Below are 23878 nucleotides of genomic sequence, written 5' to 3' on the forward strand. Positions count from 1 at the left end.
CATGCAGGCTTCCGTTCAACAACCCCTTGCCGCGCAAGCGCCGGTCTTGGTTATCGACGACCTGCGCATCGAGTTCCCGGCGTACAAAAGCACGGTCAAGGCCCTCAACGGCGTGTCGCTGCACGTCAATCCCGGGGAGATCGTCGGCGTGATTGGCGAGTCAGGCTCCGGCAAGTCGGTCACCGCGATGCTCAGCCTGCGCCTGCTGCCGGAGCGTGCCTATGACGTGAAAAGTGGCAGCCTGAGCATTCTGGGCCGCGACATGCTCACCGCCAAAGAGAAAGACCTGCTGAGTGTGCGTGGCCGTGACGCCGCGATGATCTTTCAGGAACCCATGACCGCGCTCAATCCGACCCGCCGCATCGGTCGGCAGATGCTTGACGTGATCATTCATCACCAGCGACTGAGCAAGGCCGACGCCAAGGCCAAAGCCATCGCGTTGCTGCGGGACATGCACATCGCCGACCCCGAGCAGGTGATGAACAGCTACCCCTTCGAGCTTTCCGGCGGCATGCGTCAGCGGGTGATGATTGCGCTGGCATTCTCCTGCGATCCGCAATTGCTGATCGCCGACGAGCCGACCACCGCGCTGGACGTCACGGTGCAGCGGCAAGTGCTGTTGCTGCTGCGAGAAAAGGCCCGGGCGCGGGGCACGGCGATTCTGCTGATCACCCATGACATGGCGCTGGTGTCGCAGTTCTGCGACCGGGTGTACGTGATGTACACCGGCGCAGTGGTGGAGCAGGGCGTCACCGCGCAAGTGATGGCGGACCCCCGGCATCCGTACACCCAGGGCCTGCTCAGCGGATTGCCGGAGCAAGTCGAACCGGGCCAGGACCTCAAGACCATTCCCGGACAGGTGCCCAATCTGTCGGCGTTGCCGCTAGGCTGCACGTTCCTGGATCGCTGCGCCCATGCCACGGCCCAATGCCTGCAACGCCCGCCGATGCAGACCATCGACGCCGCCGCCGACCGCAAAAGCGCCTGCTGGTTGAGCGCGCCCTTACACGCCACCCCACAGGAGTCGCGGCCATGATCCATTCAGCCCTGCAGACATCGCCTGGCGAGAGCCCGACCATCCTCGGTCTGCAAGATGTGCGCGTGCATTACCCGATGGGCAAGGACTGGCTCGGTCGGCCCAAGGCTTTGGCCCATGCCCTGAACGGCATCGATCTCCAGGTTCGTGCCGGCGAAACCCTCGGCGTGGTCGGCGAATCCGGCTGCGGCAAAAGCACCCTGGCGCAGTTGCTGATGGGCTTGATCAAGCCAACATCCGGGCGACTCGACTGGATCTACAACAGCGACAAGGAACGAAGCAGCAACGTGCAGATTGTGTTTCAGGACCCGCAGTCGTCCCTCGACCCCAGGCTGCCGGTGTGGAAAGTCATCACCGAGCCGTTGTTCGTCCAGCGTTCGGCGCCGCGTCAGGAAATGCGTGGCATTGCGGAGAAGGTGGCGGCCCAGGTGGGCATTCGCACGGAATACCTTGATCGCTTTCCTCACCAGTTTTCCGGGGGCCAGCGTCAGCGGATTGCGATTGCCCGGGCCTTGTCGTGCAACCCGGACATCATCGTACTGGACGAGCCGACCTCGGCACTGGACATCTCAGTGCAGGCGCAGATCCTCAATTTGCTGGCCGAGCTGCAGCGCAGTCGCGACCTGACCTACATCCTGATCTCTCACAACGTCTCGGTGGTGCGGCACATGGCTGACCGGGTGGCGGTGATGTACCTGGGGCAGATTGTGGAGTTGGGTACGGCGGCGGAAGTACTGGAGCGGCCGCGTCACCCTTACACGCAATTGCTGCTGGAGGCGGTGCCGCGTCTCGGGGTGACGGTGGACGACGCCCAGGTGTCGGCGCCGACGGAACTGCCGGGCAATCGGACGCTGCCGACGGGGTGTTTTTTTCGGGATCGTTGTCCGAAAGCCACCCAAGGCTGTGAAAAGCCGCAAGCATTACTACCGGCAAAAGGCGCTGGGGAATCGGTGCGCTGTCATCTGGTGTCGCAGCACTGATGCGCGGCCGCTCGCCCCTTTACTGCCCCCTTTACCTGACGTGAAGGGGCCAATTGGCCCCATGAGTCGATCAATGGCTGATCATCCACGGTCGGCCCGCCGGCTTGCCTTTCAGGGCGTGGGGATTGGCTTTGGTGGGTTGGAGTCCTTTCGTCGGCCCGCAGCAACTGCAGCCGCTGGGGTGCCCCCGGCTCTCTTTGTATTGGTCCATGGTTTTTGGCGCGTGGGTGCTTTGCTCGTTGCGGGCGATGGCGGTGCGGGTGTTGCCGGGCATGGTGCTCAGCCCTGGCGCGGACAGAATCACCCGCAGGCTCGATGCGCCGCATGCCGGGCACTCGCACGGCAGCGCGCTCTCGGCCATGGGCCGCAGCGAGGTGAAATCCCCACAGTCAGGGCAGTCGTATTCGTACAGGGGCATGGCTTAAATCCTCTCGTCAGAGTGCATGCTGCAGGCGCGGATTCATTCGCGCCTGCAGGTCGGGAGTCAGCCCGGCGTTATTTATCCTGCGCGATCGGCAAGTCCACGGTGCCGTCGATGAATTTCGTCGGGCCATTGGCGTTGGGGTTGATGTCGAATTTGAAGATCTCGGTCGGCAGCCACAAGGTGGCGCACGCGTTGGGGATGTCGACCACGCCGCTGATGTGACCCTGCACCGGTGCCGAGCCCAACAGCGAATAACCCTGGGCCGGGGAGTAACCGAACTTGGTCATGTAGTTGATCGCGTTCAGGCACGCCTGGCGGTAGGCGACGTTGACGTCCAGGTAGTGCTGCTGGCCGGCTTCGTCGACCGATATGCCCTCGAAGATCAGGTAGTTGTTGTAGTTCGGCACGATGGGGCTGGGCTTGAAGACCGGGTTTTTGATCCCGTATTTGGCCATGCCGTCCTTGATCAGCTCGACGCGCATGTGCACCCAGCCGGCCATTTCGATGGCGCCGCAGAAGGTGATTTCGCCGTCGCCCTGGCTGAAGTGCAGGTCGCCCACGGACAGACCCGCGCCGTCGACGTAGACCGGGAAGAACACTTTCGAGCCCCGGGACAAGTCCTTGATGTCGCAGTTGCCGCCGTGCTCACGGGGCGGCACGGTGCGTGCGCCCGTGGCGGCGGCCAGGTCGCGGGCCGGGCCTTTGAGTTTGCCCAGGTGCGCCGTCCCGGCGCAGGGCGGACAGGCCAGGGCCGGGACGCGGTCCGGGTCGGTGTCGATCAGTTCCTGTTCGCGGCGGTTCCACTCGGCGAGCATCTTGTGGTCCGGCAGACAGCCGATCAGGCCGGGGTGAATCAAGCCTGCGAACTCGACGCCGGGGATGTGCCGGGAGCTGGTCATCATGCCTTTGAAATCCCAGATGGATTTCTGCGCCAGGGGGAAATGCTCGGTGAGGAAGCCGCCGCCGTTCTGTTTGGAAAAGAAGCCGTTGAAGCCCCATTGCGAATCGGCTCGTGCGCCGATGTCCAGCAGCTCCACTACCAGCAGGTCGCCGGGCTGGGCGCCATGCACACCGACCGGGCCAGACAGGTAATGCACGGTGGTCAGGTCGACGTCGCGCACGTCGCTGGCATCGTCGTTGTTCTTGATCGCGCCAGCGGTCCAGTCGTAGGTTTCGAGGATGAAATCATCCCCCGGCTTGACCCAGCAGGCCATCGGGATGTCCGGGTGCCAGCGGTTGTGGATCTGCTCGTTTTCGGTGACAGGCTGGTTGAGGTCGACTTTGATCAAGGTATCGGTCATGGGGGTTCTCCTTGGGTTCTCGGTAGGTGCTAATGACGCTGCATGTCTCCGGGCCTTGCTACACCGACAAATACCGACTGATCGTCGCTTCATCGACATTGGCGCGGGTTTCTTCGATGACGAAGCGGCCTTTCTCGATCACCAGCAAGCGGTCGGCGATTTCCAGGGTGAAGGACAGCACCTGCTCCGAGACGATGATCGTCAGGTTGCGCAGGGCGCGGATCTCTTTGAGGCTGCGGGCGATGTCCTTGATGATCGACGGCTGGATGCCTTCGGTAGGCTCGTCGAGCAACAACACCTTGGGATTGGTCGCCAGGGCCCGGGCGATGGCCAGCTGCTGTTGCTGGCCGCCGGACAGGTTGCCGCCGCGTCGGCCGCGCATGTCGAACAGCACCGGGAACAGCGCGTACAGGTCTTCCGGGACCTTGCCGCCGGCCGAGGCGGGGAGGCCGGTCTGGATGTTCTCCAGCACGCTCATCGACGGAAAAATCATCCGCCCCTGGGGCACGTAGGCCATGCCCTCGGCGACACGGTTGTGGGTTTCCATGGCGGACACGTCCACGCCGTCCAGCTGAACCTGGCCGCCCCATTGCGGCAGGATGCCCATCAGGCTTTTGAACAGCGTGGTCTTGCCCATGCCGTTGCGGCCCATCACCGCGACGATTTCCTGTTTCTGCACCGAGAGGCTCAGGTCGTGGAGGACCTGACTCTGGCCGTAACCACACGCCAGCTGCTGAATGTTGAACATGCTGCGCTCCTCAATGGCCCAGATAGACTTCGATGACTTTCGGGTTGTTCTGCACCGACTCCATGCTGCCTTCGGCCAGCACCTTGCCCTGATGCAGCACCGTGACCTTGTGCGCGATGCTCTTGACGAACTCCATGTCGTGCTCGATCACCAGCACCGAGCGGCCCTGGCTGATGCGATTCAACAGGTCGGCGGTTTGCGCCCGCTCGCTGACGCTCATGCCCGCCACCGGCTCGTCGAGCATCAGCAGTTCCGGGTCCTGCATCAGCAACATGCCGATCTCCAGCCACTGCTTCTGGCCGTGGGATAACAGGCCCGCCTGCTGCTGCAGCCGGTCACCGAGGAAGATGTCGGCGGCCACTTGATTGACCCGGTCCAGCACCTCTTGGGTGCGCTTGAAGAACAGCGCGCCGAACACCGAGCGCCCCGCCGGAAACGACATCTCCAGGTTCTCGAACACGCTCAGGTTGTCGTAGATCGACGGCGTCTGGAACTTGCGCCCGACCCCGGCACGGACGATGTCGTACTCGTTCATGGTGGTCAGCTCGCGGTCCTTGAACTGGATGCTGCCGCCCGTGGCCCGGGTCTTGCCGCAGATCAGGTCGAGCACCGTGGTCTTCCCTGCGCCGTTGGGGCCGATGACCACCCGCACTTCGTTGCGGTCGATGTACAGGTTGAGGTCATCCACCGCCTTGAAACCGTCGAAGGACACGGTCAGGCCCTCAATGGCCAGGACCGGTTTGTTCATCTGAAAGCCTGTCGGGCGGGTCATGGCTGAATCTCCAACGGGCTGGCGGCTTTCTTGTCGGCGGGGGTGGGGGTTGGCGTGATGACCGGGGCCGGGGAAGCAATCACCGGTGCCGGCTTGCGCGTGAAACCCGACAACCAATTGCGCCCGTGGCTCTCCCAGAGACCGGCCAAACCGTTGGGAAAATACATGACCACGGCGATGAACAGCCCGCCCATGAGGTACAGCCACAATTCGGGGAACGACTCGGAGAAATAGGTCTTGCCGTAGTTCACCAGCAGCGAGCCGTACACCGCGCCCAGCAGCGACATGCGCCCACCGACGGCGGCGAAGATCACCATCTCGATGGACGGCACGATGCCCACGAACGACGGCGACATGAACCCCACCTGCAAGGCGAACATGGCCCCGCCGATGGCCGAGAAACACGCCGCGACGCAGTACACGAAGACCTTGAACGCCGCCACGTCGTAACCGGAAAACCGCACCCGCTCTTCCTTGTCGCGCATGGCCATCAGCAGCCGGCCGAGTTTGGAATGGAGGATGAATTTGCCGAACAGGATGCAGGCGAACAGCAGGCCTGCGTTGATGAAGTACAACAGCAGTTTGGCGCTGTCGCTGCGGATGTCCCACCCCAGCAGGGTCTTGAGATCGGTGATGCCGTTGATCCCGCCGGTCAGGCCTTGCTGGCCGATGATCAGCACCGTGAGGATCAACGCGATGGCCTGGGTGACGATGGAAAAATACACATCGCCCACCCGGCGTCTGAACAGCGCGACGCCAATGATCAACGCCAGCAGCACCGGCACCACGATGACCGCCATCACCGTGAACGTGAAGCTGTGAAACGGCACCCACAGCCAGGGCAGTTCGGTGATCTGGTTCCAGTCCATGAAGTCCGGAATGCCCGGGGTCGACTGGATTTTGGTGCTCTCCGGATCGGACGCTTCCAGCTTGAGAAACATCGCCATGCAGTAGCCGCCCAGGCCGAAGAACACCCCTTGCCCCAGGCTGAGAATGCCGCCGTACCCCCAGCACAACACCAGGCCCACGGCGACGAACGCGTAGGTCAGGTATTTGCCGACCATGTTCAGGCGAAAGGCGTCCAGAGTCAGGGGGAAGACCACCAGGATCAGGGCCGCGAGGATCAGCAGTCCGACCACGCCCTGGCGTCCGCCGAGCATCTTGTTTAGCGCGTTCATGGGGCTACCTCTCTGGCGCACACTTATTTACGAACCTTGCTGGCAAACAACCCTTGAGGGCGCATCAACAGGATCAGGATCACAATGGACAGGGTCAGGACCTTGGCCATCGAGCCACTCATGAAAAATTCCGACAGGGACTGGGTCTGGGCAATGGCGAACGCCGAGGCAATGGTGCCGAACAGGCTGGCCGCGCCGCCGAAAACCACCACCAGAAAGGTGTCGACGATGTACAGGGAGCCGGCGGTGGGGCCGGTGGAACCGATGGTGGTGAACGCCGCCCCCGCGACCCCGGCAACGCCGCAGCCCAGGGCGAAGGTCATGCGGTCGACCTTGCGGGTATTGATGCCCACCGCTCGGCTCATGATGCGGTTCTGCACCGTGGCGCGGACGTGCAACCCCCAGCGGCTGCGGTACAGCATGAGAAAAATCCCGCCGGTCATCAGCGCGGTCAGGCCCATGACGAACAGGCCGTTGCGCGGGATTTCGATGGATTCAGTGAGGTTGACCGCGCCCATCAGCCATTCGGGCGGGTTGGCGCTGACTTCACGGGCGCCGAAGATGGAACGGAACGCTTGCTGCATCACCAGGGACAGGCCGCATGTTGCCAGCAGGGTGTCGAGCGGTCGGTGGTAGAGGCGACTGATCATCACCCACTCCACCACCCAACCCACGGCACCGGCCACCACGAACGACAACGCGATGGCAAAGAAGAAATAGTACGGCTGCATCCACGGCCAATAGGTCTGTACCAGGGTCGACAGCAGGTAAGTGGTGTAGGCGCCGATGGTGAGGAATTCACCGTGGGCCATGTTGATCACGCCCATCTGACCAAAGATGATCGCCAGCCCCAGGGCCATCAACAACAGCACGCAGAACACGGAAAGCCCGTTGAACCCCTGCATGGCCGCGATGGCACCAAATTCCGATAGCCATTCCATGATGATGGTCTCCGAGGTGAAAAATTGATTGGCCATCCACGTGTGCTTGATCGTTCCCACGCTCAGCGTGGTAACGCAGCCGGACGCTCCGCGTCCTGCATGGCCGCAGAGCGGCCGGACCGGCATTCCCACGCAGAGCGTGGGAACGATCAGCGCGCCATGTCAGCAGGTGTTATTGGTAGCCCTTCGGAAACGGATTCGGCTCAATCAAGTCCGACTCGTAAACCACCTTGAACTGGCCATCGGCCTGGACTTCACCGATGCGGGTCTTGCTCCACAGGTGGTGGTTTTCGTGAATCTTCACGTAGCCTTCGGGCGCGGTTTTCAGCTCGATGCCCGGGGACGCCGCCACCACTTTGTCGACGTCGAAGCTGCCGGCTTTCTCGACCGCGGCTTTCCACAACCACGGACCGAGGTAGGCGGCCTGGGTCACGTCGCCCATCACCGAATCCTTGCCGTACTTGGCCTTGAACGCCTCAACGAACGCTTTGTTGTTGGGGTTATCCAGGCTCTGGAAGTACTTCATGGAGGCGTAGAAGCCCTTCATGTTCTCGCCGCCAATGCCCAGCAGTTCGTCTTCGGTGACCGAGAGGGTCAACAGCGTCTGCTTGGTGGAATCAACGCCCGCGGCTTTTAACTGCTTGTAGAACGCCACGTTGGAGCCGCCCACGACCGCCGCGAACACCACGTCAGGTTTCTTCAATTTGACTTTGTTGATCAGCGAGCCGAACTGGGTATTGCCCAGCGGGTAGTAGTCTTCGCCGACGACCGTGCCGTGGAGCACGTTCTCGATGTGCTTGCGGGCGATCTTCATCGAGGTGCGCGGCCAGATGTAATCCGAACCGATCAGGTAAAAGGTCTTGGCGCCCTTGGTCTTGGCGATCCAGTCCAGGCTGGCAAGGATCTGCTGGGTGGCTTCCTGCCCGGTGTAGATCACGTTTTTCGACTGTTCCAGCCCTTCGTAGAAGGTCGGGTAGTACAACAGGCCGTTTTCTTTCTCGAACACCGGCAACACCGCTTTACGCGACGCCGATGTCCAGCAGCCGAACACCGTGGCCACCTTGTCGTTGACCAGCAGCTTGCGGGCTTTCTCGGCGAAGGTCGGCCAGTCGGACGCGCCGTCCTCCTGCACGATTTTGATCTGGCGACCGAGGATGCCGCCCGATGCGTTGATCTGGTCGATGGCCAGGCGTTCGGCCTGGATCGAACCGGTTTCGGAGATCGCCATGGTGCCGGTGGCCGAGTGCAGCTGGCCGACGGTCACTTCGGTCGGCGTGACGGCCAGGCCGGTGGTGTTGACGTCGTCGGCCAGGGTCATCTGGCTGAACACGCTGGCGGCGATCAGCGAAAGGGCTGCCGCCCCCAATGCCAGGCGTCGGGGGAAAAAGCGCGTGGGGCCTGTCAGTCGTGAATCCATGTTCCCGCTCCTGTGCTGGTGATTCGCGGCGGCCGGGTGAGGGTCCGTCGCGAGCTGCGAGCAAGGATGAGGCGGGCGCGGGAATCGAGGTATACGCAGCGTGACGTATGCGCGTACGTCATTTGACGTAGGGCCGGGAACGCCGGGACGAGGCATGATTGCGCCCGCGGCACAGAAGTTGCTGTTTGAACACAGTTCTCAGTTTCGCGCCAGCAAGGACGGTGAGTGGCGAATTCGCTCTCTCTCATCAGGAACCCCTCAGTGCGACCCTCCGGCTCTCAACGCATCATCAAGGTGCGCCGCGATTACAATCGTCTGGTCGCCGACGAGACCATGGAAGACTACGCGTTGCGTTTCACGCCCAAGTCTTTCCGCAAATGGTCGGAATTCCGCATCGCCAACACGGCTGTCGGGGCTGTGTCGTTCCTGGCACTGGAAGCCATTGGCGGCGCGCTGGTGATGAGCTACGGCTTCACCAACACCTTATGGGCCATCATCGCCATGACGGTGGTGATCTTTTTCACCGGGCTGCCCATCAGCTACTACGCCGCGCGCTATGGCGTGGACATGGACCTGCTGACCCGTGGCGCCGGCTTCGGCTACATCGGCTCAACCATCACCTCGTTGATCTACGCCAGTTTCACCTTCCTGTTCTTCGCCCTGGAAGCGGCCATCATGGCGCTGGCGCTGGAGCTGTACACCCACATTCCGCTGGCGCTGGCGTACGTGATTTGCTCGATCATCGTCATCCCGCTGGTGGCCTACGGCATCACCCTGATCAGTCGCCTGCAAATGTGGTCGCAACCGTTGTGGCTGACGTTACTGATCGTGCCCTACGTGTTCGTGATCTGGAAAAACCCCGACGCGCTGTCCGACCTCACCACCTTTGCCGGCCGGGAGGGCGAGGGCGGCACGTTCAATCTGCTGCTGTTCGGTGCCGCGTTCAGCGTGGCGTTGTCCCTGGTGACGCAGATCGGCGAGCAGGTGGATTACCTGCGGTTTATGCCGGAGAAAACCCGCCGCAACCGCAAGCGCTGGTGGGCCGCGGTGCTGATGGCCGGGCCTGGCTGGGTCATCCCCGGCGGCCTGAAAATCATGGCCGGCGCCTTTCTCGCCTTCCTCGCCCTGCAACATCAAGTGCCCATCGAGCGCGCGGCTGAGCCGACGCAGATGTACCTGGTGGCGTTCAACGACGTGTTTGCCTCGCCGGAATGGGCGCTGGCGGCCATGGTGCTGTTCGTGATCATTTCCCAGATCAAGATCAACATGACCAACGCCTACGCCGGGTCCCTGGCCTGGTCGAACTTCTTTGCCCGTGTCACCCACAGCCATCCGGGCCGGGTGGTCTGGCTGGTGTTCAACGTCGCTATCGCGCTGATCCTCATGGAACTGGGCGTGTTCGATGCCATCGAGGAAGTGCTCGGCCTGTACGCCAACGTCGCCATCGCCTGGATCGGCGCGCTGGTGGCCGATCTGGTGATCAACAAGCCTCTCGGCCTGTCGCCCAAGTACATTGAATTCAAACGCGCGCACCTCTACGACATCAACCCGGTGGGCGTCGGCGCGATGTTCATTGCCTCATTGCTGTCGATGTGTGCCCATTTCGGTGCGCTGGGGGAGGTGGCGCGGGCTGCGCCGCCGCTGATTTCCCTGACCAGCGCCCTGATCGCGGCGCCGTTGATCGCCTGGCTGACCAAAGGCCGTTACTACATCGCCCGGGAGAGCGACCCCGGTCTGCTGTTCCCCCTCGGCCGCCAGACCAGCCTGCGCTGCGGCGTGTGCAGCAACCGTTTCGAAACCCCGGACATGGCCTGGTGCCCGGCGTACGGTTCGCCCATCTGCTCGTTGTGCTGTTCGCTGGACGCCCGCTGCGGCGATCAATGCAAAACCCGCTCGCGGCTGTCGATGCAATTCGAGGACCTGATCGGCCGCCTGCTGCCCCGCTTGCCGCGCCAGTACCTGCACACCCGGCTGGCGCACTACCTGGGCCTGCTCACCGTGTTGGTGCTGACCCTGACCGGGGCGCTGACGATGATTTACAGCCAGGTCTCACATGGGCTGATCGATCAATCACCGCAGGTGCATCACACCCTGATGCTGGCGTTTCTCAAGGCGTTCCTGACCTTTTGCGTGTTCGCCGGCGTACTGGCCTGGTGGGTGGTGCTGACCCGGGAGAGCCGGCGCGTGGCCCTGGAAGAATCCGAGCGGCAGACAGCGTTGCTGATGCAGGAAATCGAGGCGCACCACAAAACCGATCAGGCGCTGCAGGAGGCCAAGGAAGCCTCGGAGGCCGCCAACGCCGCCAAGAGTCGCTACGTCACCGGGCTTTCCCACGAGCTGCGCACGCCGCTCAACAGCATTCTCGGTTTCACCCAGATCCTGCAGCGGGACGTCGCCACCCCGAGTAAACACCTGGATTCCCTGGCGACCATCATGCGCAGCAGTTCGCATTTGCTGTCGCTGATCGACGGCCTGCTGGACGTGGCCAAGATCGAAGCCGGCAAGCTGCGGCTGGAGCCGACGGAAATCCTGTTCCAGGAGTTTCTCGACGATCTGGAGAAAATGTTCGCCAGCACGGCCCGGGAGAAAGGCCTGCACTTTCGCCTGGAGCTGATCGGGCGCATGCCGGAAGTGGTGCGCGGCGACGAGAAGCGGGTGCGGCAGATTCTGATCAACCTGCTGGGCAACGCGATCAACTTTACGGACAGCGGAGAAGTCTGCCTGCGCGTCAGTTACCGGCGTGAAACAGCGACCTTCGACATCATCGACACCGGGATCGGCATCGCGCCGGAACAGATCGAACGGATTTTCCAGCCGTTCGAACGGGGCGGGCTGGTACGGCAAGACAACGGCGTGGGGCTGGGGCTGACCATCACGCGGATGCTCACGGCGTTGATGGGCGGCGCCCTGTCCGTCAGCAGCCAGCCCGAGGAAGGGACGCGGTTTCAGGTGCGGCTGTTCCTGTCCGAAGTGCGGGTGCCCAAGGCGATCATCGACGTCAACCACGACGTCATCGGTTACGACGGTCCGCGGCGGCTGATTCTGGTGGTGGACGATCACATCGAGCACCGCAAGGTCATCAGCGGCATGCTCATGCCGCTGGGTTTTGACGTGGCGCAGGCGGCCAACGGGCAAGAGGCGGTCAGGCAGGTGTCGCTGCTGCACCCGGACCTGATCCTGATGGACCTGTCCATGCCGGACATGGACGGTTGGGCGACCAGTCGGATGATCCGCCGCAACGCGCTGTCCCTGGCGCCGATCATCGTGCTGTCGGCCAACGCCAATGCCTTCGCCGATGACAAGGAACGCAGCCTGCAGGTGTGCAATGACTACCTGGCCAAACCCCTGCATTTGCCGCAACTGCTGGACCGCATTCAGCATCATCTGCAACTGACCTGGCAGCGGCGTTTGCGCAGCGCCCCGTTGCTCGTGCAGACGCCGGGGGTGTTGCCGTCGCGGGAGGATCTGGAAGAGCTGTATGAACTGTGCGGCCTGGGCTACATCCGTGGCATTCAACAAAAACTCGACGCCATCGAGCGCGAGAACACCTACAGCGCCGGTTTCGTCACCCGCCTGCGAACCCTGGCGTCCGGTTTTCGCCTGGATGAACTCAGTCTTCAACTGAAGGAGGCCCTTAATGGACGCCATGACCCGAGCCGCTGAAAACGGCGTCATCCTGATCGTCGATGACGTACCCGATAACCTGGCGCTGCTGTCCGATGCGCTGGACGAGGCGGGGTACATGGTGCTGGTGGCGCTGGACGGGCACAGTGCGTTGACCCGCATCCAGCGTCGGCGTCCGGACCTGATTCTGCTGGACGCGATGATGCCCGGCCTGAACGGCTTCGACACCTGCCGCCAGATCAAGGCGCAACCGGACACCGCCAACATCCCCGTGCTGTTCATGACCGCGCTGACCGACAGCGAGCACGTGGTGCAGGGTTTCGAGGCCGGCGCCATCGACTATGTCACCAAGCCGATCGAGTGCGCCGAAGTGCTGGCCCGGGTCGCTTCACATTTGCGCACCGCGCGCATCCTGCAAACCGCCCGCACGGCGTCGCAGCCGGTGACGTTCGAAGACAAATCCGCCTACGGCAAATTGTCCCGCCGCTTCCAGCTCACCGACCGGGAAATCGAAGTGCTGCGCTGGGTGTCCTGCGGCAAAACCAACAAAGACATCGCCGACATCCTGCAACTGAGCCCGCGAACGGTGAACAAACACCTGGAACACATCTACATCAAACTCGGCGTCGAAACCCGCACCGCTGCCACCTCCGTGGCCATGGCAGCGATGACCGATCGGGTGTGATCCCTCAAAAACTTCTCGGCTGAAGCTGGTCCTACCGTCGGAGTCGGTCGCAATTGGCTGCGCAAACAGATTGGCTATTAAACCTGCCAGTATTTAGCTCGGCTATATAAGCCCTATATAACTAACGGTCTTTATTGGATCCACTATTTGAACTAATGCCCCGCAATTGAATTGAAGTTGAACTATTTCTCCCCTCATAGAACAGCACTCAACTTTCATCGACAACCGGCCCTAAATTCCCCGCGTTCGCTGCCGAAACATCTTTCAGGCCGTGCCTTCTCTTTCCTGCAGCACCCGTGCAAAGCGCAGCGCACCTATCGGCATCGCACTCTTGTCGCTGTCATCTCTGTTATGGACACACGCATATGATCAAACGTCTGGGTTTCAGCAAAAAGATCTTGCTGGCCGCTGCACTCATCGTGGTAGTTGCTTTCTCGTGTTTTATTCTGGTGAACGATTATCGCCAGCGCGAAACCCTGAAGAATAGCGTCGCCTCCGAACTTCAACAGATGGGCAGTCTGACCACGCAAAACATTCAAACCTGGCTCGACAGCCGCACGCAGTTGCTCAACTCCATGGCCCAGCAGATCGCGGTCGACGGTCCGGCCCAGGGCAGCTTGCAGCGGGCGATCGGTTTGCCGGTGTATCCGGGCAATTTCCAGCTCAGTTATTTCGGCAGCAAGGACGGCGTGATGTTCTCCGTGCCGACGGGCAATCGCCCGGCCGACTATGACCCGCGGGCCCGTGGCTGGTACAAGGCGGCCGATGCGGCGCAGGGCATTATCGTCACCGAGCCGTACATCGCGGCGTCGTCGGGCAAGCTGGTGGTGACACTGGCCACGCCGGTCCGCCAGCAAGGGCAGATGATCGGCGTCGCGGGTGCGGACATTTCCCTGGACGCCATCAGCAAGACCATCAACTCGCTGAACTTCGGCGGCCACGGTTATGCGTACATCGTCAGCGCCGACGGCAAGATTCTGATTCACCCGGACAGCAAGCTGATCCTCAAGAACGTCAGCGAAGCCTATCCGAGCGGTGCGCCAACCATCGCGCCGGGCGTGGCGGAAATCGAGTCCGGCGGCAAGGCGCAGATCATCTCGTTTACCAAGGTGGAGGGGCTGTCGTCGGCGAACTGGTACGTGGCGCTGGTGCTTGACCGCGACGCGGCCTACTCGATGCTGAGCGAATTCCGCTCTTCGGCAATTTTCGCGATGGTCATCGCTGTGGCGATCATCATGGTGCTGCTGGGCCTGTTGATCCGCGTGCTGATGCAGCCGTTGCACCAGATGGGCCGTGCCATGCAGGACATCGCCGACGGAGAAGGTGACCTGACCATGCGTCTGGCCATCGTGTCCCAGGATGAGTTTGGCGCGCTGGCGCAGTCGTTCAACCGTTTTGTGGAGCGTATTCACGGCTCGATCCGCGAAGTGGCCTCCACCGCCGGGCAGCTGGGTGAAGTCGCGGCCCGCGTGGTCGGTGCCTCGAACTCGTCGATGGGCAATTCCGATCAGCAGACCAGCCGCACCAGCAGTGTGGCCGCTGCGATCAACCAGCTCGGCGCCGCCGCTCAGGAGATCGCCCAGAACGCCGCGCTGGCGTCGCAGCATTCCAGCGAGGCCACGCAACTGGCCAGCGAAGGGCAGGGCGTTGTCAGCCAGACCATCACGGCGATGAATCAGCTGTCGGAGAAGATCAGCGAGTCGTGCGCCAACATTGAAACGCTGAACAACAAGACCGCCAACATCGGGCAGATTCTGGAAGTGATTACCGGTATTTCTCAGCAGACCAACTTGCTGGCGCTCAACGCTGCCATCGAAGCGGCGCGGGCAGGGGAAGCGGGGCGTGGTTTTGCGGTGGTGGCGGACGAGGTGAGAAACCTGGCCCACCGCACCCAGGATTCGGCGCAGCAGGTGCAGGGCATGATCGAGGAGTTGCAGGTCGGCGCGCGCGATGCGGTGATCAACATGACCGAGAGCCAGCGCCAGAGCGAGAACAGTGTGACTATCGCCAATCAGGCGGGCGAACGGCTCAATAGCGTGACCCGCCGGATCAGTGAGATCGATGGCATGAACCAGTCGGTGGCGACCGCGACCGAGGAGCAGACGGCGGTGGTGGAGTCGATCAATGTCGACATTACGGAGATCAATACGCTGAATCAGGAGGGCGTCGATAACCTGAAATCTACTCTGGATGCTTGTGCGCATCTGGAGCATCAGACGGCACGGCTGCAGCATCTGGTCGGCACTTTCCGGATCTAAACGCCTTATCAAGATCAAGAGCGTCGGCCTAACGGCCTCTGTTTCGCCTTCGGCGAGTTACTTGGAAAAGCACCCCAAGTAACCAAGGGTGCTTGCTCCTGGCTTGGCCCCTCGTGCCTCGGGGTTCCTTCACTCCGGTCTCGCTCCGTGGGCCCGCTGCCATCCGCCATCCATGGCGGGGGGCAGCTCTCGCCGCATCCATGCGGCTCGGCCCACTCCGCGAGACCTCCGTTCAGCCTGCACCAAAGTCGCGATTGGCGGTGACTGAGCCTTTTGCGTATGAAGATCAAAAGCAAATCAAGATCAAAAGCTTCCCGGCTGAATCCGGTCCCACTAGGTACGAGGTGATCGTTCCCTACGCTCCGCGTGGAAATGCATCCCCTGACGCTCCGCGTCACAGGTCTCACTGACGGGATACGGTGCTCTTGTAGGACCGGCTTCAGCCGGGAACACGCCAGCCTTCACACCCCTAATCCCGCAGCGCGACCCCCGACGCCTTCCCGGCTAAAGCCAGTCCCACTAAGTGCATCGCGTTCCGCCAGCCCCATCCTGCAATGTTCCGGCTGATGTCATTTCCATTGAATGTACGCGTTGCTTTTAGTGGGACCGGCTTCAGCCGGGAAGAGGCCAGTCTGAACACCCTAAATTCCGCAACGTGACATCCGACGCTTTCCCGGCTAAAGCCGGTCCCACTAGCGGCATCGCATTCTGCCAATGGACCAACGGCACGAATTATTTGTTTCAGCCCTCCCGCAATCCCCTCCACTGAATCCTCAACAACCCTCCAACTTGTCTAGCCCGCACAGCCGCCAGACCGCCCTTTAACCTCGTGATGTCCACAAACCCCCCGAAAAATCCCGCATCAAACCGTCTCCGAAGTGAAACGCCGCCGTCATCGTCGATTCATGGAACTGCCACAGGCTGCCCCTAATGTCACTCGCACCGAACGCGGCCAAGGACGGTCGTGCGGCTGATCATTCATCCCCGGCAGGACGCTGGAATCACAACACCAGAGAAGCCCATGACCGCAGCCATCCACGTCGACCGCTTGAACAAGACATTCGCCCGAAAGACCGCTTTGGTTGACCTTGCATTGTCTATACAACACGGGGAAATGGTTGCGCTGATCGGCGCTTCCGGTTCCGGCAAATCCACGCTGTTGCGCCATCTGGCCGGTCTGGCCTGTTGTGATCGCACCAATGGCGGCAGCGTCCAGGTGCTGGGCCGGGAAGTGCAGGCTTCGGGCCGGCTGAACGGCAAAGTGCGCCGCCTGCGGGCTGACATCGGCTACATCTTTCAGCAGTTCAATCTGGTCAATCGCCTGAGCGTGCTCGACAACGTGCTCCTCGGCTGTCTGGGCCGTATGCCTCGCTGGCGTGGCAGCCTGGGGCTGTTCAACGCCGAGGAAAAGGCCCGGGCCATGGCCAACCTTGACCGCGTCGGCCTCGCCGATCTGGCGCCGCAGCGGGCTTCGACCCTGTCCGGCGGCCAGCAGCAGCGGGTGGCCATCGCCCGCGCGCTGACCCAGCAGGCCGAAGTCATTCTCGCCGACGAGCCCATTGCCTCCCTCGACCCCGAGTCTGCGCGCAAGGTCATGGAAATCCTCGCCGACATCAATCGCCGGGACGGCAAGACCGTCGTCGTCACGTTGCATCAAGTGGATTACGCCGTGCGCTATTGCCCGCGTGCCGTGGCGCTCAAGGGCGGGCGCATTCACTTCGACGGCAACGGCGCCGAGCTCAACAGCCAGTTCCTCAACGACCTGTATGGCGCCGACGCCGATACCAGCCTGATGTTCGACGGCAGCGCGCGAGACACCGAACGACCGTCGCGACTGATGATGGCTCGCGCCTGACTCAGTGGCGGCACCGGTAACAGGCAACACCCAACCCACACCCAAAACCAGCTCCGGGAGTTCCCCATGTTGAACCGTATCGGGCGCGTCTTCGCGTCTGCCGCTGTCGTTGCCGGTTGCCTGCTGGGCAACGCGCAGGCCGACGACAACGTCATCAACTTCGGCATCATGTCCACCGAGTCGTCGCAGAACCTGAAAAGCGTGTGGCAGCCGTTTCTCGACGACATGTCGAAAAAGACCGGGCTCAAAGTCAACGCCACGTTCGCCTCCGACTATGCCGGCCTGATTCAGGGCATGCGTTTCAACAAGGTCGACGTGGCCTGGCTGGGCAACAAGGCGGCCATGGAGGCGGTGGACCGTTCCGGCGGCGAAATCTTCGCCCAGACCGGCGCCGCCAACGGTGCGCCCGGCTACTGGAGTGTGATCATTGCGCGCAAGGACAGCCCGATCAATTCGGTCGAGGACATGCTCAAGCACGCCAAGGAACTGACCTTCGGCAACGGCGACCCGAACTCCACCTCGGGCTACTTGGTGCCGGGCTACTACGTGTTCGCGCAGAATCACATCGACGCCGCCACCGCCTTCAAACGCACGCTGAATTCCAGCCACGAAGTCAACGCCCTCAGCGTGGCCAAAGGGCAACTGGACGTCGCCACTTTCAACACCGAAAGCTGGGACCGTCTGGAAGTCACCCAGCCGGACAAGGCCGCCATGCTCAAGGTGATCTGGAAGTCGCCGCTGATCCCGGCCGACCCGATGGTCTGGCGCAAGGGCATGTCCGACGCGGAGAAGATCAAGATCCGTGACTTCTTCGCCAACTACGGCGACACCGACGAAGAAAAGGCCGTGCTGAAGAACATGCAGATGGGCAAGTTCCTCAAGTCCTCGGATGACCAGTTGCTGACCATCCGCCAGCTCGAGCTGTTCAAGCAGAAGACCGAAACCACCGCCAGCACCACCCTCAGCGCCGAAGAAAAGGCCACCCGCCTGAAGGACATCGACGCGGGTTTGGCGAAGCTGCAGGACCGTATTTCCGAGCTGGAAAAACAAGGCACCGCCAAGGCGGGTTGATGCACGGGGCGCGCCTGCCTGTGGGGGTAAGCCCCGTGCAGGCACGGCGCGCCAGTCATGACGCCTCACCCGATCGCAACCGGACTTTTTATGACCACTCACGCTGCTTACATCCAGGCCGCTGGCAAGCGCAGCTGGCCGCAATACCTGGGCTGGGGCCTGTTCCTGGCAATGATGGCATGGGCCTGGCACGGCGCGGAAATGAACCCGCTCGCCCTGTACCGCGACTCCGGCAACATGGCGACTTTCGCCGCCGACTTCTTCCCGCCCGACTTCCACGAATGGCGCGCGTACCTCAAGGAAATGATCGTCACCGTGCAGATCGCCCTGTGGGGCACGTTGCTGGCGATCGTCTGCTCGGTGCCGCTGGGCATCCTTTGCGCCGACAACATCACGCCGTGGTGGATTCATCAACCGCTGCGCCGGGTCATGGATTCGTTCCGATCGATCAACGAAATGGTCTTCGCCATGCTCTTCGTTGTGGCGGTCGGCCTCGGCCCATTCGCAGGCGTGCTGGCGTTGTGGATCAGCACCACCGGCGTGCTCGCCAAGCTGTTTGCCGAAGCAGTGGAGGCGATTGATCCAGGCCCGGTCGAAGGCGTTCGAGCCACCGGCGCCAGTGCCTTGCAGGAAGTGATCTTCGGGGTCATCCCGCAGGTGATGCCGCTGTGGATTTCCTACGCGCTGTACCGCTTCGAATCCAACGTGCGTTCGGCGACGGTGGTGGGGATGGTCGGTGCCGGCGGGATCGGCGTGATCCTCTGGGAAAACATCCGCGCCTTCCAGTTCACCCAGACCTGCTCGGTGCTGCTGGTGATCATCGTGGTGGTGAGCGTCATCGACATCTTCTCCCAGCGCCTGCGCAAGCAGTTCATCTAATGACCACGACAGGAGAGGGTGCGAACCCTTTTTTTAGCCATGCAGTTGTCTAGACAATCCGAAGCCCTACACCGAGAACCGATGTACCTCGAACTGGCGCAGACCCTGCGCCGTGAACTCGACCGCTACACCGCCGGTGAATACCTGCCCGCCGAAATCCAGCTGGCGGCGCGCTTTGAGGTCAACCGGCACACCGTGCGCCGGGCCATCGACGAGTTGGTGCGCGAAGGCAGCCTGCTGCGCCGCCAGGGCAAAGGCACCCAGGTGCTGGGCCGTCCGCTGGTGTACCCGGTCGCGGCCGGCAGCGCCTACAGCGAATCCCTCGCGGCGCTGGGCCATGGCGTCGAAGCGGTGCTGCTGCAACGCCGCCATTGCACGGCGACGGCGGAGGAGGCCGGGCATCTGGGCCTCGAACCCCATGCGCCGCTGATCGAACTGCAAACCCTGCGCCGCCTCGACGGCCAGCCGGTCTGCCTGATTCGCCACCGCTACTGCGCCACCCGCGCGTCGTTGATCGCCGACTACGTCAGCGGTTCGGTGCGCCAGTTTCTCACCGAACGTCAGTTGCCATTGACCCGCACCTTCAGCCTGATCGGCGCGCGCCTGCCCAGTCGCGAAGAAGCCAGCGTGCTGCTGATGCCGCGCCACTTGCCGGCGCTGACGGTGCTGACCCTTTCCCACGATGCGCACGGAAACCCGGTGGAGATAGCCCATTCCACCAGCCGCTCCGACCGCTTCCAGTATCAGATCGTCACCTGACGGAGATGCCCTTGATGACTGCCACACCCGTTTCTTCCAGCGCGCCCGACGCCCAAACACCCGGCCACGCTGTCCGCCAGCACTGGATTGGCGTGCTCGCGCGCAGCCGCCGCGCCGAACTGCTGGCCCATGAAGCCGCGTTGCGTGACGCCGACTACCAACTGATCCGTGCGCCGGAAATTGGCATGACCCTGGTGCGGGGCCGCATGGGCGGCAGCGGTGCGCCGTTCAACGTCGGCGAAATGACCGTGACCCGCTGCGTGGTGCGCCTGGCCGACGGCCGCACCGGCTTCAGCTACCTGGCCGGGCGCGACAAGGCCCACGCCGAACTCGCCGCCCTCGCCGACGCGCATTTGCAGGGCGCCCAACAGGCGCACTGGATGACTGACCTGATCGACCCGCTGGCCCGCGCGCAGGATCTGCGTCGGGCTCAACAACAAGCCGAAACCGCCGCGACCAAAGTGGACTTCTTCACCTTGGTCAGAGGAGAAAACTGATGAGCACCTCTCTCGCCACTCAATCCTTGCCCGCTTCGCTGTTGCAGCCGGCATTTGCCGATCCGGTGCTGGATGCCCAGCGCAGTTTTCGCGCCGCCCTCAAGGCGCTGGCCGGTCCCGGTGTCGCGCAAAGCCTGCTCGCCACGCAAACCCCGCCGCACCTCGAAGGCCTTGCTGCGGCCAGCCACGCCCTGTGCCTGGCCTTGCTGGACATCGACACGCCGCTGTGGCTCGCGCCGGCGTTCGACACCCAGGCCATTCGCGCCAACCTGACCTTCCATTGTGGCTGCCCGATCGTCAGCGACCGGCAGAACGCCCGCTTCGCGCTGCTCGACGACAGCCAGTTGCACGACCTCAGCGGTTTCGACCTGGGCAACGACCGTTATCCCGATCAGTCCTGCACGCTGCTGGTCCAGTTGCCGAGCCTGCAGGGCGGCACGCAACTGGCCTGGCGTGGCCCGGGCATCGAAAGCAAAAACCACGTCAGCCTGCCGTTGCAGGAAGCGTTCTGGCAGGAGCGGGAATCGCGCAATGACTTCCCCCGGGGCATCGACGTGTTCTTCGTCGCCGGCAATGAATTGCTCGGCCTGCCGCGCAGCACCCAGGTGCTGTTCAAGCCTCAGCCGTCAAGAGGGGTGGCCTGATGTACGTCGCCGTCAAGGGTGGCGAACAGGCCATCGACAATGCCCACAAACTGCTGGCGAAACAGCGCCGGGGCGACACCTCGGTTGCCGAGCTGGGCGTGGAACAGATCCGTCAGCAACTGCCGCTCGCTGTCGCCCGAGTGATGACCGAAGGCTCGCTGTACGACGCCGAACTGGCGGCGCTGGCGATCAAGCAATCGGCCGGCGATCTGGTTGAAGCTATTTTCCTGCTGCGCGCCTACCGCACGACGCTGACCCGCTTCAGCGCCAGCCTGCCCATCGACACCTCGGCCATGCAGCTCAACCGACGTCTGTCGGCCACGTTCAAGGACGTCCCCGGCGGGCAACTGCTGGGCCCGACCTTCGACTACACCCACCGTTTGCTGGATTTCACCTTGCTGGCAGAAGGCGAATTTCCCGGCCCTGAAGCCCTGGCGGACGCCGCTGTTCAAGACTGTCCGCGGGTGCTGGGGCTGCTCGCAAAAGAAGGCCTGATCAAGGAAGAACAGGACACCGGCGCGCCGGTCGCCGACATCACCCGCGAGCCGCTGGAGTACCCGGCCAGCCGCGCCGAACGTCTGCAGGCGCTGGCCCGGGGCGATGAAGGCTTTCTCCTGGCGCTGGGTTATTCGACCCAGCGCGGTTACGGCCGCAATCACCCGTTTGCCGGGGAGATTCGGGTGGGAGAAGTGGAGGTGTGGATCGAGCCGGAAGAGCTGGGCTTTCCGATCTCCATCGGCGCCATCGAAGTGACCGAGTGCGAGATGGTCAACCAGTTCGTCGGTTCCTCCACCGAGCTGCCGCAGTTCACTCGCGGCTATGGCCTGGCTTTCGGGCACGCCGAACGCAAAGCCATGGGCATGGCGCTGGTGGACCGCTCGCTGCGCGCCGGGGAATACAGCGAGGAAATCGTCTCGCCGGCCCAGCAGGAAGAATTCGTCCTGGCCCACTGCGACAACGTCGAAGCCGCCGGTTTCGTCTCGCACTTGAAATTGCCCCACTACGTGGACTTCCAGGCCGAACTGGAACTGATCCGCAAACTGCGCACGCCCTCCAGGGAGCAGGCCCAATGAATGCTGCCACGCCGCCACGCCCACAGCCTTTACCATCGACGCCGAGAGATGAGGCGTACAACTTCGCCTATCTGGATGAACAGACCAAACGCATGATCCGTCGCGGGCTGCTCAAGGCCGTGGCGATTCCCGGTTATCAAGTGCCCTTTGGTGGCCGTGAAATGCCGCTGCCCTATGGCTGGGGCACCGGCGGCATGCAACTGACCGCTGCGATCCTCGGCGCCGAGGACGTGCTCAAAGTCATCGATCAGGGCGCCGACGACACGACCAATGCCGTGTCGATTCGCCGTTTCTTTGCCCGCACCGCCGGCGTCGCCACTACCGAGCGCACCCCCGAAGCGACGATCATCCAGACCCGCCACCGCATTCCGGAAACGCCGCTGCACGCCGATCAGATCATGGTCTATCAGGTGCCGATTCCCGAGCCGCTGCGCTTCATCGAACCGTCGGAAACCGAGACCCGCACCATGCACGCGCTGAATGATTACGGCGTCATGCACGTCAAGCTCTACGAAGACATCGCCACCTTTGGCCACATCGCCACGGCCTACGCCTACCCGGTGACCGTCGACGAGCGCTACGTCATGGACCCGTCGCCGATCCCCAAATTCGACAACCCCAAGCTGGACATGAGCCCGGCATTGATGCTGTTCGGCGCCGGTCGCGAGAAGCGTCTTTACGCCGTGCCGCCCTTTACCCGCGTCACCAGCCTCGATTTTGAAGATCACCCTTTTGAAGTGCAGAAGTGGGAACACAACTGCGTCATCTGCGGCAGCCAGGACTCGTTCCTCGACGAGCTGATCCTCGACGACCAGGGCACCCAAAGCTTCGTCTGCTCGGACACCGACTACTGCGCGCAACGGGTCAGTCAGGGGAGGGGCACGCAATGAACGCTGCTCAACAGATCGACCGCGATGCCGTCAGCGATCGCACCCAGCCGCTGCTGAAAGTGCGTGGCCTGACCAAGTTGTACGGCCCTGAAAAAGGCTGCCAGGACGTCAGTTTCGAGCTGTACCCCGGCGAGGTGCTGGGCATTGTCGGCGAGTCCGGCTCGGGCAAGTCGACGCTGCTTTCACTGCTCAGCGGCCGTTGCCCGCCCGACAGCGGCGTCATCGATTACCGCCTCGCCGACACCCACAAAAGCGCCGGCCAGTGGCTGGACCTGTACAGCGCCAGCGAGGCCGAACGGCGCACCTTGCTGCGCACCGAATGGGGCTTCGTCGAGCAGAACCCCCGCGACGGCCTGCGCATGGCGGTGTCGGCCGGGGCCAATATCGGCGAGCGGCTGATGGCCCAGGGCGTGCGCAATTATCAGGCGCTGCGGGCGGCGGGGCTTGACTGGCTCAATCAGGTGGAGATCGACCCGGCGCGCATCGACGACCTGCCGCGGACCTTTTCCGGCGGCATGCAGCAGCGCCTGCAAATCGCCCGAAATCTGGTGTCCGGCCCACGGCTGGTGTTCATGGACGAGCCCACCGGCGGCCTCGACGTGTCGGTGCAGGCGCGTTTGCTCGACCTGATGCGCGGTCTGGTGCGCGAGCTGGACCTGGCGGTGGTGATCGTCACCCACGACCTGGCCGTGGCCCGCTTGCTCGCCGATCGGCTGATGGTCATGCGCCGTTCCCACGTCGTCGAAACCGGCCTCACCGACCAGATCCTCGACGACCCGCAACATCCGTATTCGCAGCTGCTGGTGTCTTCGGTGCTGCAGCCATGATCCGCCTCTCGGGATGCCT

Annotated in this window: 21 protein-coding genes; 14 read left to right on the forward strand and 7 right to left on the reverse strand. The window is 62.8% G+C overall.

Features of this window, described 5'->3' with window-relative positions; genetic code table 11:
* Position 1 precedes the first annotated feature (1 nt).
* Both ABEH28_RS14165 and ABEH28_RS14170 read left to right on the forward strand, forming a co-directional pair.
* Entirely contained in the window at positions 2 to 1036 is a 1035-nt protein-coding gene (locus ABEH28_RS14165) for an ABC transporter ATP-binding protein (protein ID WP_346630286.1), read from the forward strand.
* Positions 1033 to 2016 carry an oligopeptide/dipeptide ABC transporter ATP-binding protein gene (locus ABEH28_RS14170; protein WP_346630287.1) on the forward strand — a complete coding sequence of 328 codons (984 nt, stop codon included), beginning with the start codon at positions 1033 to 1035 and terminating at the stop codon, positions 2014 to 2016. Before ABEH28_RS14165 ends, ABEH28_RS14170 begins: the two co-directional genes overlap by 4 nt.
* Positions 2017 to 2086: 70 nt before the next feature.
* Here the strand turns inward: ABEH28_RS14170 and ABEH28_RS14175 are convergent, their stop codons facing one another.
* The 7 genes from ABEH28_RS14175 to urtA all read right to left on the reverse strand — a co-directional run bounded on the left by ABEH28_RS14175 (position 2087) and on the right by urtA (position 8797).
* Entirely contained in the window at positions 2087 to 2434 is a 348-nt protein-coding gene (locus tag ABEH28_RS14175) for a zinc ribbon domain-containing protein (protein ID WP_346630288.1), read from the reverse strand.
* 77 nt (positions 2435 to 2511) lie between these two features.
* Positions 2512 to 3741 carry a formamidase gene (gene fmdA, locus ABEH28_RS14180; protein WP_346630289.1) on the reverse strand — a complete coding sequence of 410 codons (1230 nt, stop codon included), beginning with the start codon at positions 3739 to 3741 and terminating at the stop codon, positions 2512 to 2514.
* Between the two features lie 58 nt (positions 3742 to 3799).
* On the reverse strand, positions 3800 to 4489 hold the full coding sequence (gene urtE, locus ABEH28_RS14185) for an urea ABC transporter ATP-binding subunit UrtE (RefSeq protein WP_346630290.1): 690 nt from the start codon (positions 4487 to 4489) through the stop codon (positions 3800 to 3802).
* 10 nt (positions 4490 to 4499) lie between these two features.
* Entirely contained in the window at positions 4500 to 5261 is a 762-nt protein-coding gene (gene urtD / locus ABEH28_RS14190; RefSeq protein ID WP_192172207.1) for an urea ABC transporter ATP-binding protein UrtD, read from the reverse strand.
* Positions 5258 to 6439, reverse strand: coding sequence for an urea ABC transporter permease subunit UrtC (gene urtC / locus ABEH28_RS14195; protein WP_346630291.1), 1182 nt, complete (start codon positions 6437 to 6439; stop codon positions 5258 to 5260). Before urtC ends, urtD begins: the two co-directional genes overlap by 4 nt.
* 23 nt (positions 6440 to 6462) lie before the next feature.
* The gene (urtB, locus tag ABEH28_RS14200) at positions 6463 to 7380 is read right to left on the reverse strand and encodes an urea ABC transporter permease subunit UrtB (RefSeq protein ID WP_346630496.1); all 918 of its coding nucleotides are present in this window, start codon (positions 7378 to 7380) and stop codon (positions 6463 to 6465) included.
* A 172-nt stretch (positions 7381 to 7552) separates the two neighbouring features.
* On the reverse strand, positions 7553 to 8797 hold the full coding sequence (gene urtA, locus ABEH28_RS14205) for an urea ABC transporter substrate-binding protein (protein WP_192172205.1): 1245 nt from the start codon (positions 8795 to 8797) through the stop codon (positions 7553 to 7555).
* Between the two features lie 261 nt (positions 8798 to 9058).
* Here urtA and ABEH28_RS14210 point away from each other — a divergent pair, with 261 nt between their 5' ends.
* The 12 genes from ABEH28_RS14210 (at position 9059) to phnK (ending at position 23859) form a co-directional block, all read left to right on the forward strand.
* On the forward strand, positions 9059 to 12460 hold the full coding sequence (locus ABEH28_RS14210; RefSeq protein ID WP_346630292.1) for an ATP-binding protein: 3402 nt from the start codon (positions 9059 to 9061) through the stop codon (positions 12458 to 12460).
* On the forward strand, positions 12435 to 13106 hold the full coding sequence (locus ABEH28_RS14215) for a response regulator (protein WP_192172203.1): 672 nt from the start codon (positions 12435 to 12437) through the stop codon (positions 13104 to 13106). The genes ABEH28_RS14210 and ABEH28_RS14215 overlap by 26 nt, the downstream gene beginning before the upstream one ends.
* A 365-nt stretch (positions 13107 to 13471) precedes the next feature.
* Positions 13472 to 15364 (forward strand): methyl-accepting chemotaxis protein, encoded by a 1893-nt coding sequence (locus ABEH28_RS14220; protein ID WP_346628257.1) that lies wholly within the window; start codon positions 13472 to 13474, stop codon positions 15362 to 15364.
* Positions 15365 to 16385: 1021 nt separating this feature from the next.
* On the forward strand, positions 16386 to 17219 hold the full coding sequence (gene phnC / locus ABEH28_RS14225) for a phosphonate ABC transporter ATP-binding protein (protein WP_346626126.1): 834 nt from the start codon (positions 16386 to 16388) through the stop codon (positions 17217 to 17219).
* 66 nt (positions 17220 to 17285) lie between these two features.
* Positions 17286 to 18290 carry a phosphonate ABC transporter substrate-binding protein gene (gene phnD / locus ABEH28_RS14230; RefSeq protein WP_346626125.1) on the forward strand — a complete coding sequence of 335 codons (1005 nt, stop codon included), beginning with the start codon at positions 17286 to 17288 and terminating at the stop codon, positions 18288 to 18290.
* Positions 18291 to 18380: 90 nt separating this feature from the next.
* Positions 18381 to 19169, forward strand: a complete 789-nt coding sequence (phnE, locus tag ABEH28_RS14235; protein WP_122535792.1) for a phosphonate ABC transporter, permease protein PhnE — start codon at positions 18381 to 18383, stop codon at positions 19167 to 19169.
* 39 nt (positions 19170 to 19208) lie between these two features.
* A complete protein-coding gene (phnF, locus tag ABEH28_RS14240) occupies positions 19209 to 19928 on the forward strand; it encodes a phosphonate metabolism transcriptional regulator PhnF (protein ID WP_346626124.1) in 720 nt (239 codons plus the stop codon).
* Positions 19929 to 19942: 14 nt separating this feature from the next.
* A complete protein-coding gene (gene phnG, locus ABEH28_RS14245) occupies positions 19943 to 20425 on the forward strand; it encodes a phosphonate C-P lyase system protein PhnG (protein WP_346626123.1) in 483 nt (160 codons plus the stop codon).
* A 26-nt stretch (positions 20426 to 20451) separates the two neighbouring features.
* Positions 20452 to 21069, forward strand: coding sequence for a phosphonate C-P lyase system protein PhnH (gene phnH / locus ABEH28_RS14250; protein ID WP_346630497.1), 618 nt, complete (start codon positions 20452 to 20454; stop codon positions 21067 to 21069).
* Positions 21069 to 22142, forward strand: a complete 1074-nt coding sequence (locus tag ABEH28_RS14255) for a carbon-phosphorus lyase complex subunit PhnI (protein WP_346626122.1) — start codon at positions 21069 to 21071, stop codon at positions 22140 to 22142. The genes phnH and ABEH28_RS14255 overlap by 1 nt, the downstream gene beginning before the upstream one ends.
* Positions 22139 to 23032, forward strand: a complete 894-nt coding sequence (locus ABEH28_RS14260) for an alpha-D-ribose 1-methylphosphonate 5-phosphate C-P-lyase PhnJ (RefSeq protein WP_346626121.1) — start codon at positions 22139 to 22141, stop codon at positions 23030 to 23032. The genes ABEH28_RS14255 and ABEH28_RS14260 overlap by 4 nt, the downstream gene beginning before the upstream one ends.
* Positions 23029 to 23859, forward strand: a complete 831-nt coding sequence (gene phnK, locus ABEH28_RS14265) for a phosphonate C-P lyase system protein PhnK (protein WP_133775369.1) — start codon at positions 23029 to 23031, stop codon at positions 23857 to 23859. The genes ABEH28_RS14260 and phnK overlap by 4 nt, the downstream gene beginning before the upstream one ends.
* Positions 23860 to 23878 lie beyond the last annotated feature (19 nt).

Source organism: Pseudomonas sp. Ps21-P2, assembly GCF_039672565.1.
Classification (GTDB): domain Bacteria; phylum Pseudomonadota; class Gammaproteobacteria; order Pseudomonadales; family Pseudomonadaceae; genus Aquipseudomonas.

Coding starts and splice junctions, on each gene's coding strand:
- phnC (WP_346626126.1), top strand. CDS start 16,386: ATGACCGCAGCCATCCACGTCGACCGCTTGAACAAGACATTCGCCCGA.
- phnF (WP_346626124.1), top strand. CDS start 19,209: ATGCAGTTGTCTAGACAATCCGAAGCCCTACACCGAGAACCGATGTAC.
- ABEH28_RS14175 (WP_346630288.1), bottom strand. CDS start 2,434: ATGCCCCTGTACGAATACGACTGCCCTGACTGTGGGGATTTCACCTCG.
- phnE (WP_122535792.1), top strand. CDS start 18,381: ATGACCACTCACGCTGCTTACATCCAGGCCGCTGGCAAGCGCAGCTGG.
- ABEH28_RS14215 (WP_192172203.1), top strand. CDS start 12,435: ATGGACGCCATGACCCGAGCCGCTGAAAACGGCGTCATCCTGATCGTC.
- phnK (WP_133775369.1), top strand. CDS start 23,029: ATGAACGCTGCTCAACAGATCGACCGCGATGCCGTCAGCGATCGCACC.
- ABEH28_RS14220 (WP_346628257.1), top strand. CDS start 13,472: ATGATCAAACGTCTGGGTTTCAGCAAAAAGATCTTGCTGGCCGCTGCA.
- ABEH28_RS14255 (WP_346626122.1), top strand. CDS start 21,069: ATGTACGTCGCCGTCAAGGGTGGCGAACAGGCCATCGACAATGCCCAC.
- ABEH28_RS14165 (WP_346630286.1), top strand. CDS start 2: ATGCAGGCTTCCGTTCAACAACCCCTTGCCGCGCAAGCGCCGGTCTTG.
- phnD (WP_346626125.1), top strand. CDS start 17,286: ATGTTGAACCGTATCGGGCGCGTCTTCGCGTCTGCCGCTGTCGTTGCC.
- urtA (WP_192172205.1), bottom strand. CDS start 8,797: ATGGATTCACGACTGACAGGCCCCACGCGCTTTTTCCCCCGACGCCTG.
- urtB (WP_346630496.1), bottom strand. CDS start 7,380: ATGGAATGGCTATCGGAATTTGGTGCCATCGCGGCCATGCAGGGGTTC.
- urtC (WP_346630291.1), bottom strand. CDS start 6,439: ATGAACGCGCTAAACAAGATGCTCGGCGGACGCCAGGGCGTGGTCGGA.
- urtE (WP_346630290.1), bottom strand. CDS start 4,489: ATGTTCAACATTCAGCAGCTGGCGTGTGGTTACGGCCAGAGTCAGGTC.
- ABEH28_RS14170 (WP_346630287.1), top strand. CDS start 1,033: ATGATCCATTCAGCCCTGCAGACATCGCCTGGCGAGAGCCCGACCATC.
- fmdA (WP_346630289.1), bottom strand. CDS start 3,741: ATGACCGATACCTTGATCAAAGTCGACCTCAACCAGCCTGTCACCGAA.
- phnG (WP_346626123.1), top strand. CDS start 19,943: ATGACTGCCACACCCGTTTCTTCCAGCGCGCCCGACGCCCAAACACCC.
- urtD (WP_192172207.1), bottom strand. CDS start 5,261: ATGACCCGCCCGACAGGCTTTCAGATGAACAAACCGGTCCTGGCCATT.
- ABEH28_RS14260 (WP_346626121.1), top strand. CDS start 22,139: ATGAATGCTGCCACGCCGCCACGCCCACAGCCTTTACCATCGACGCCG.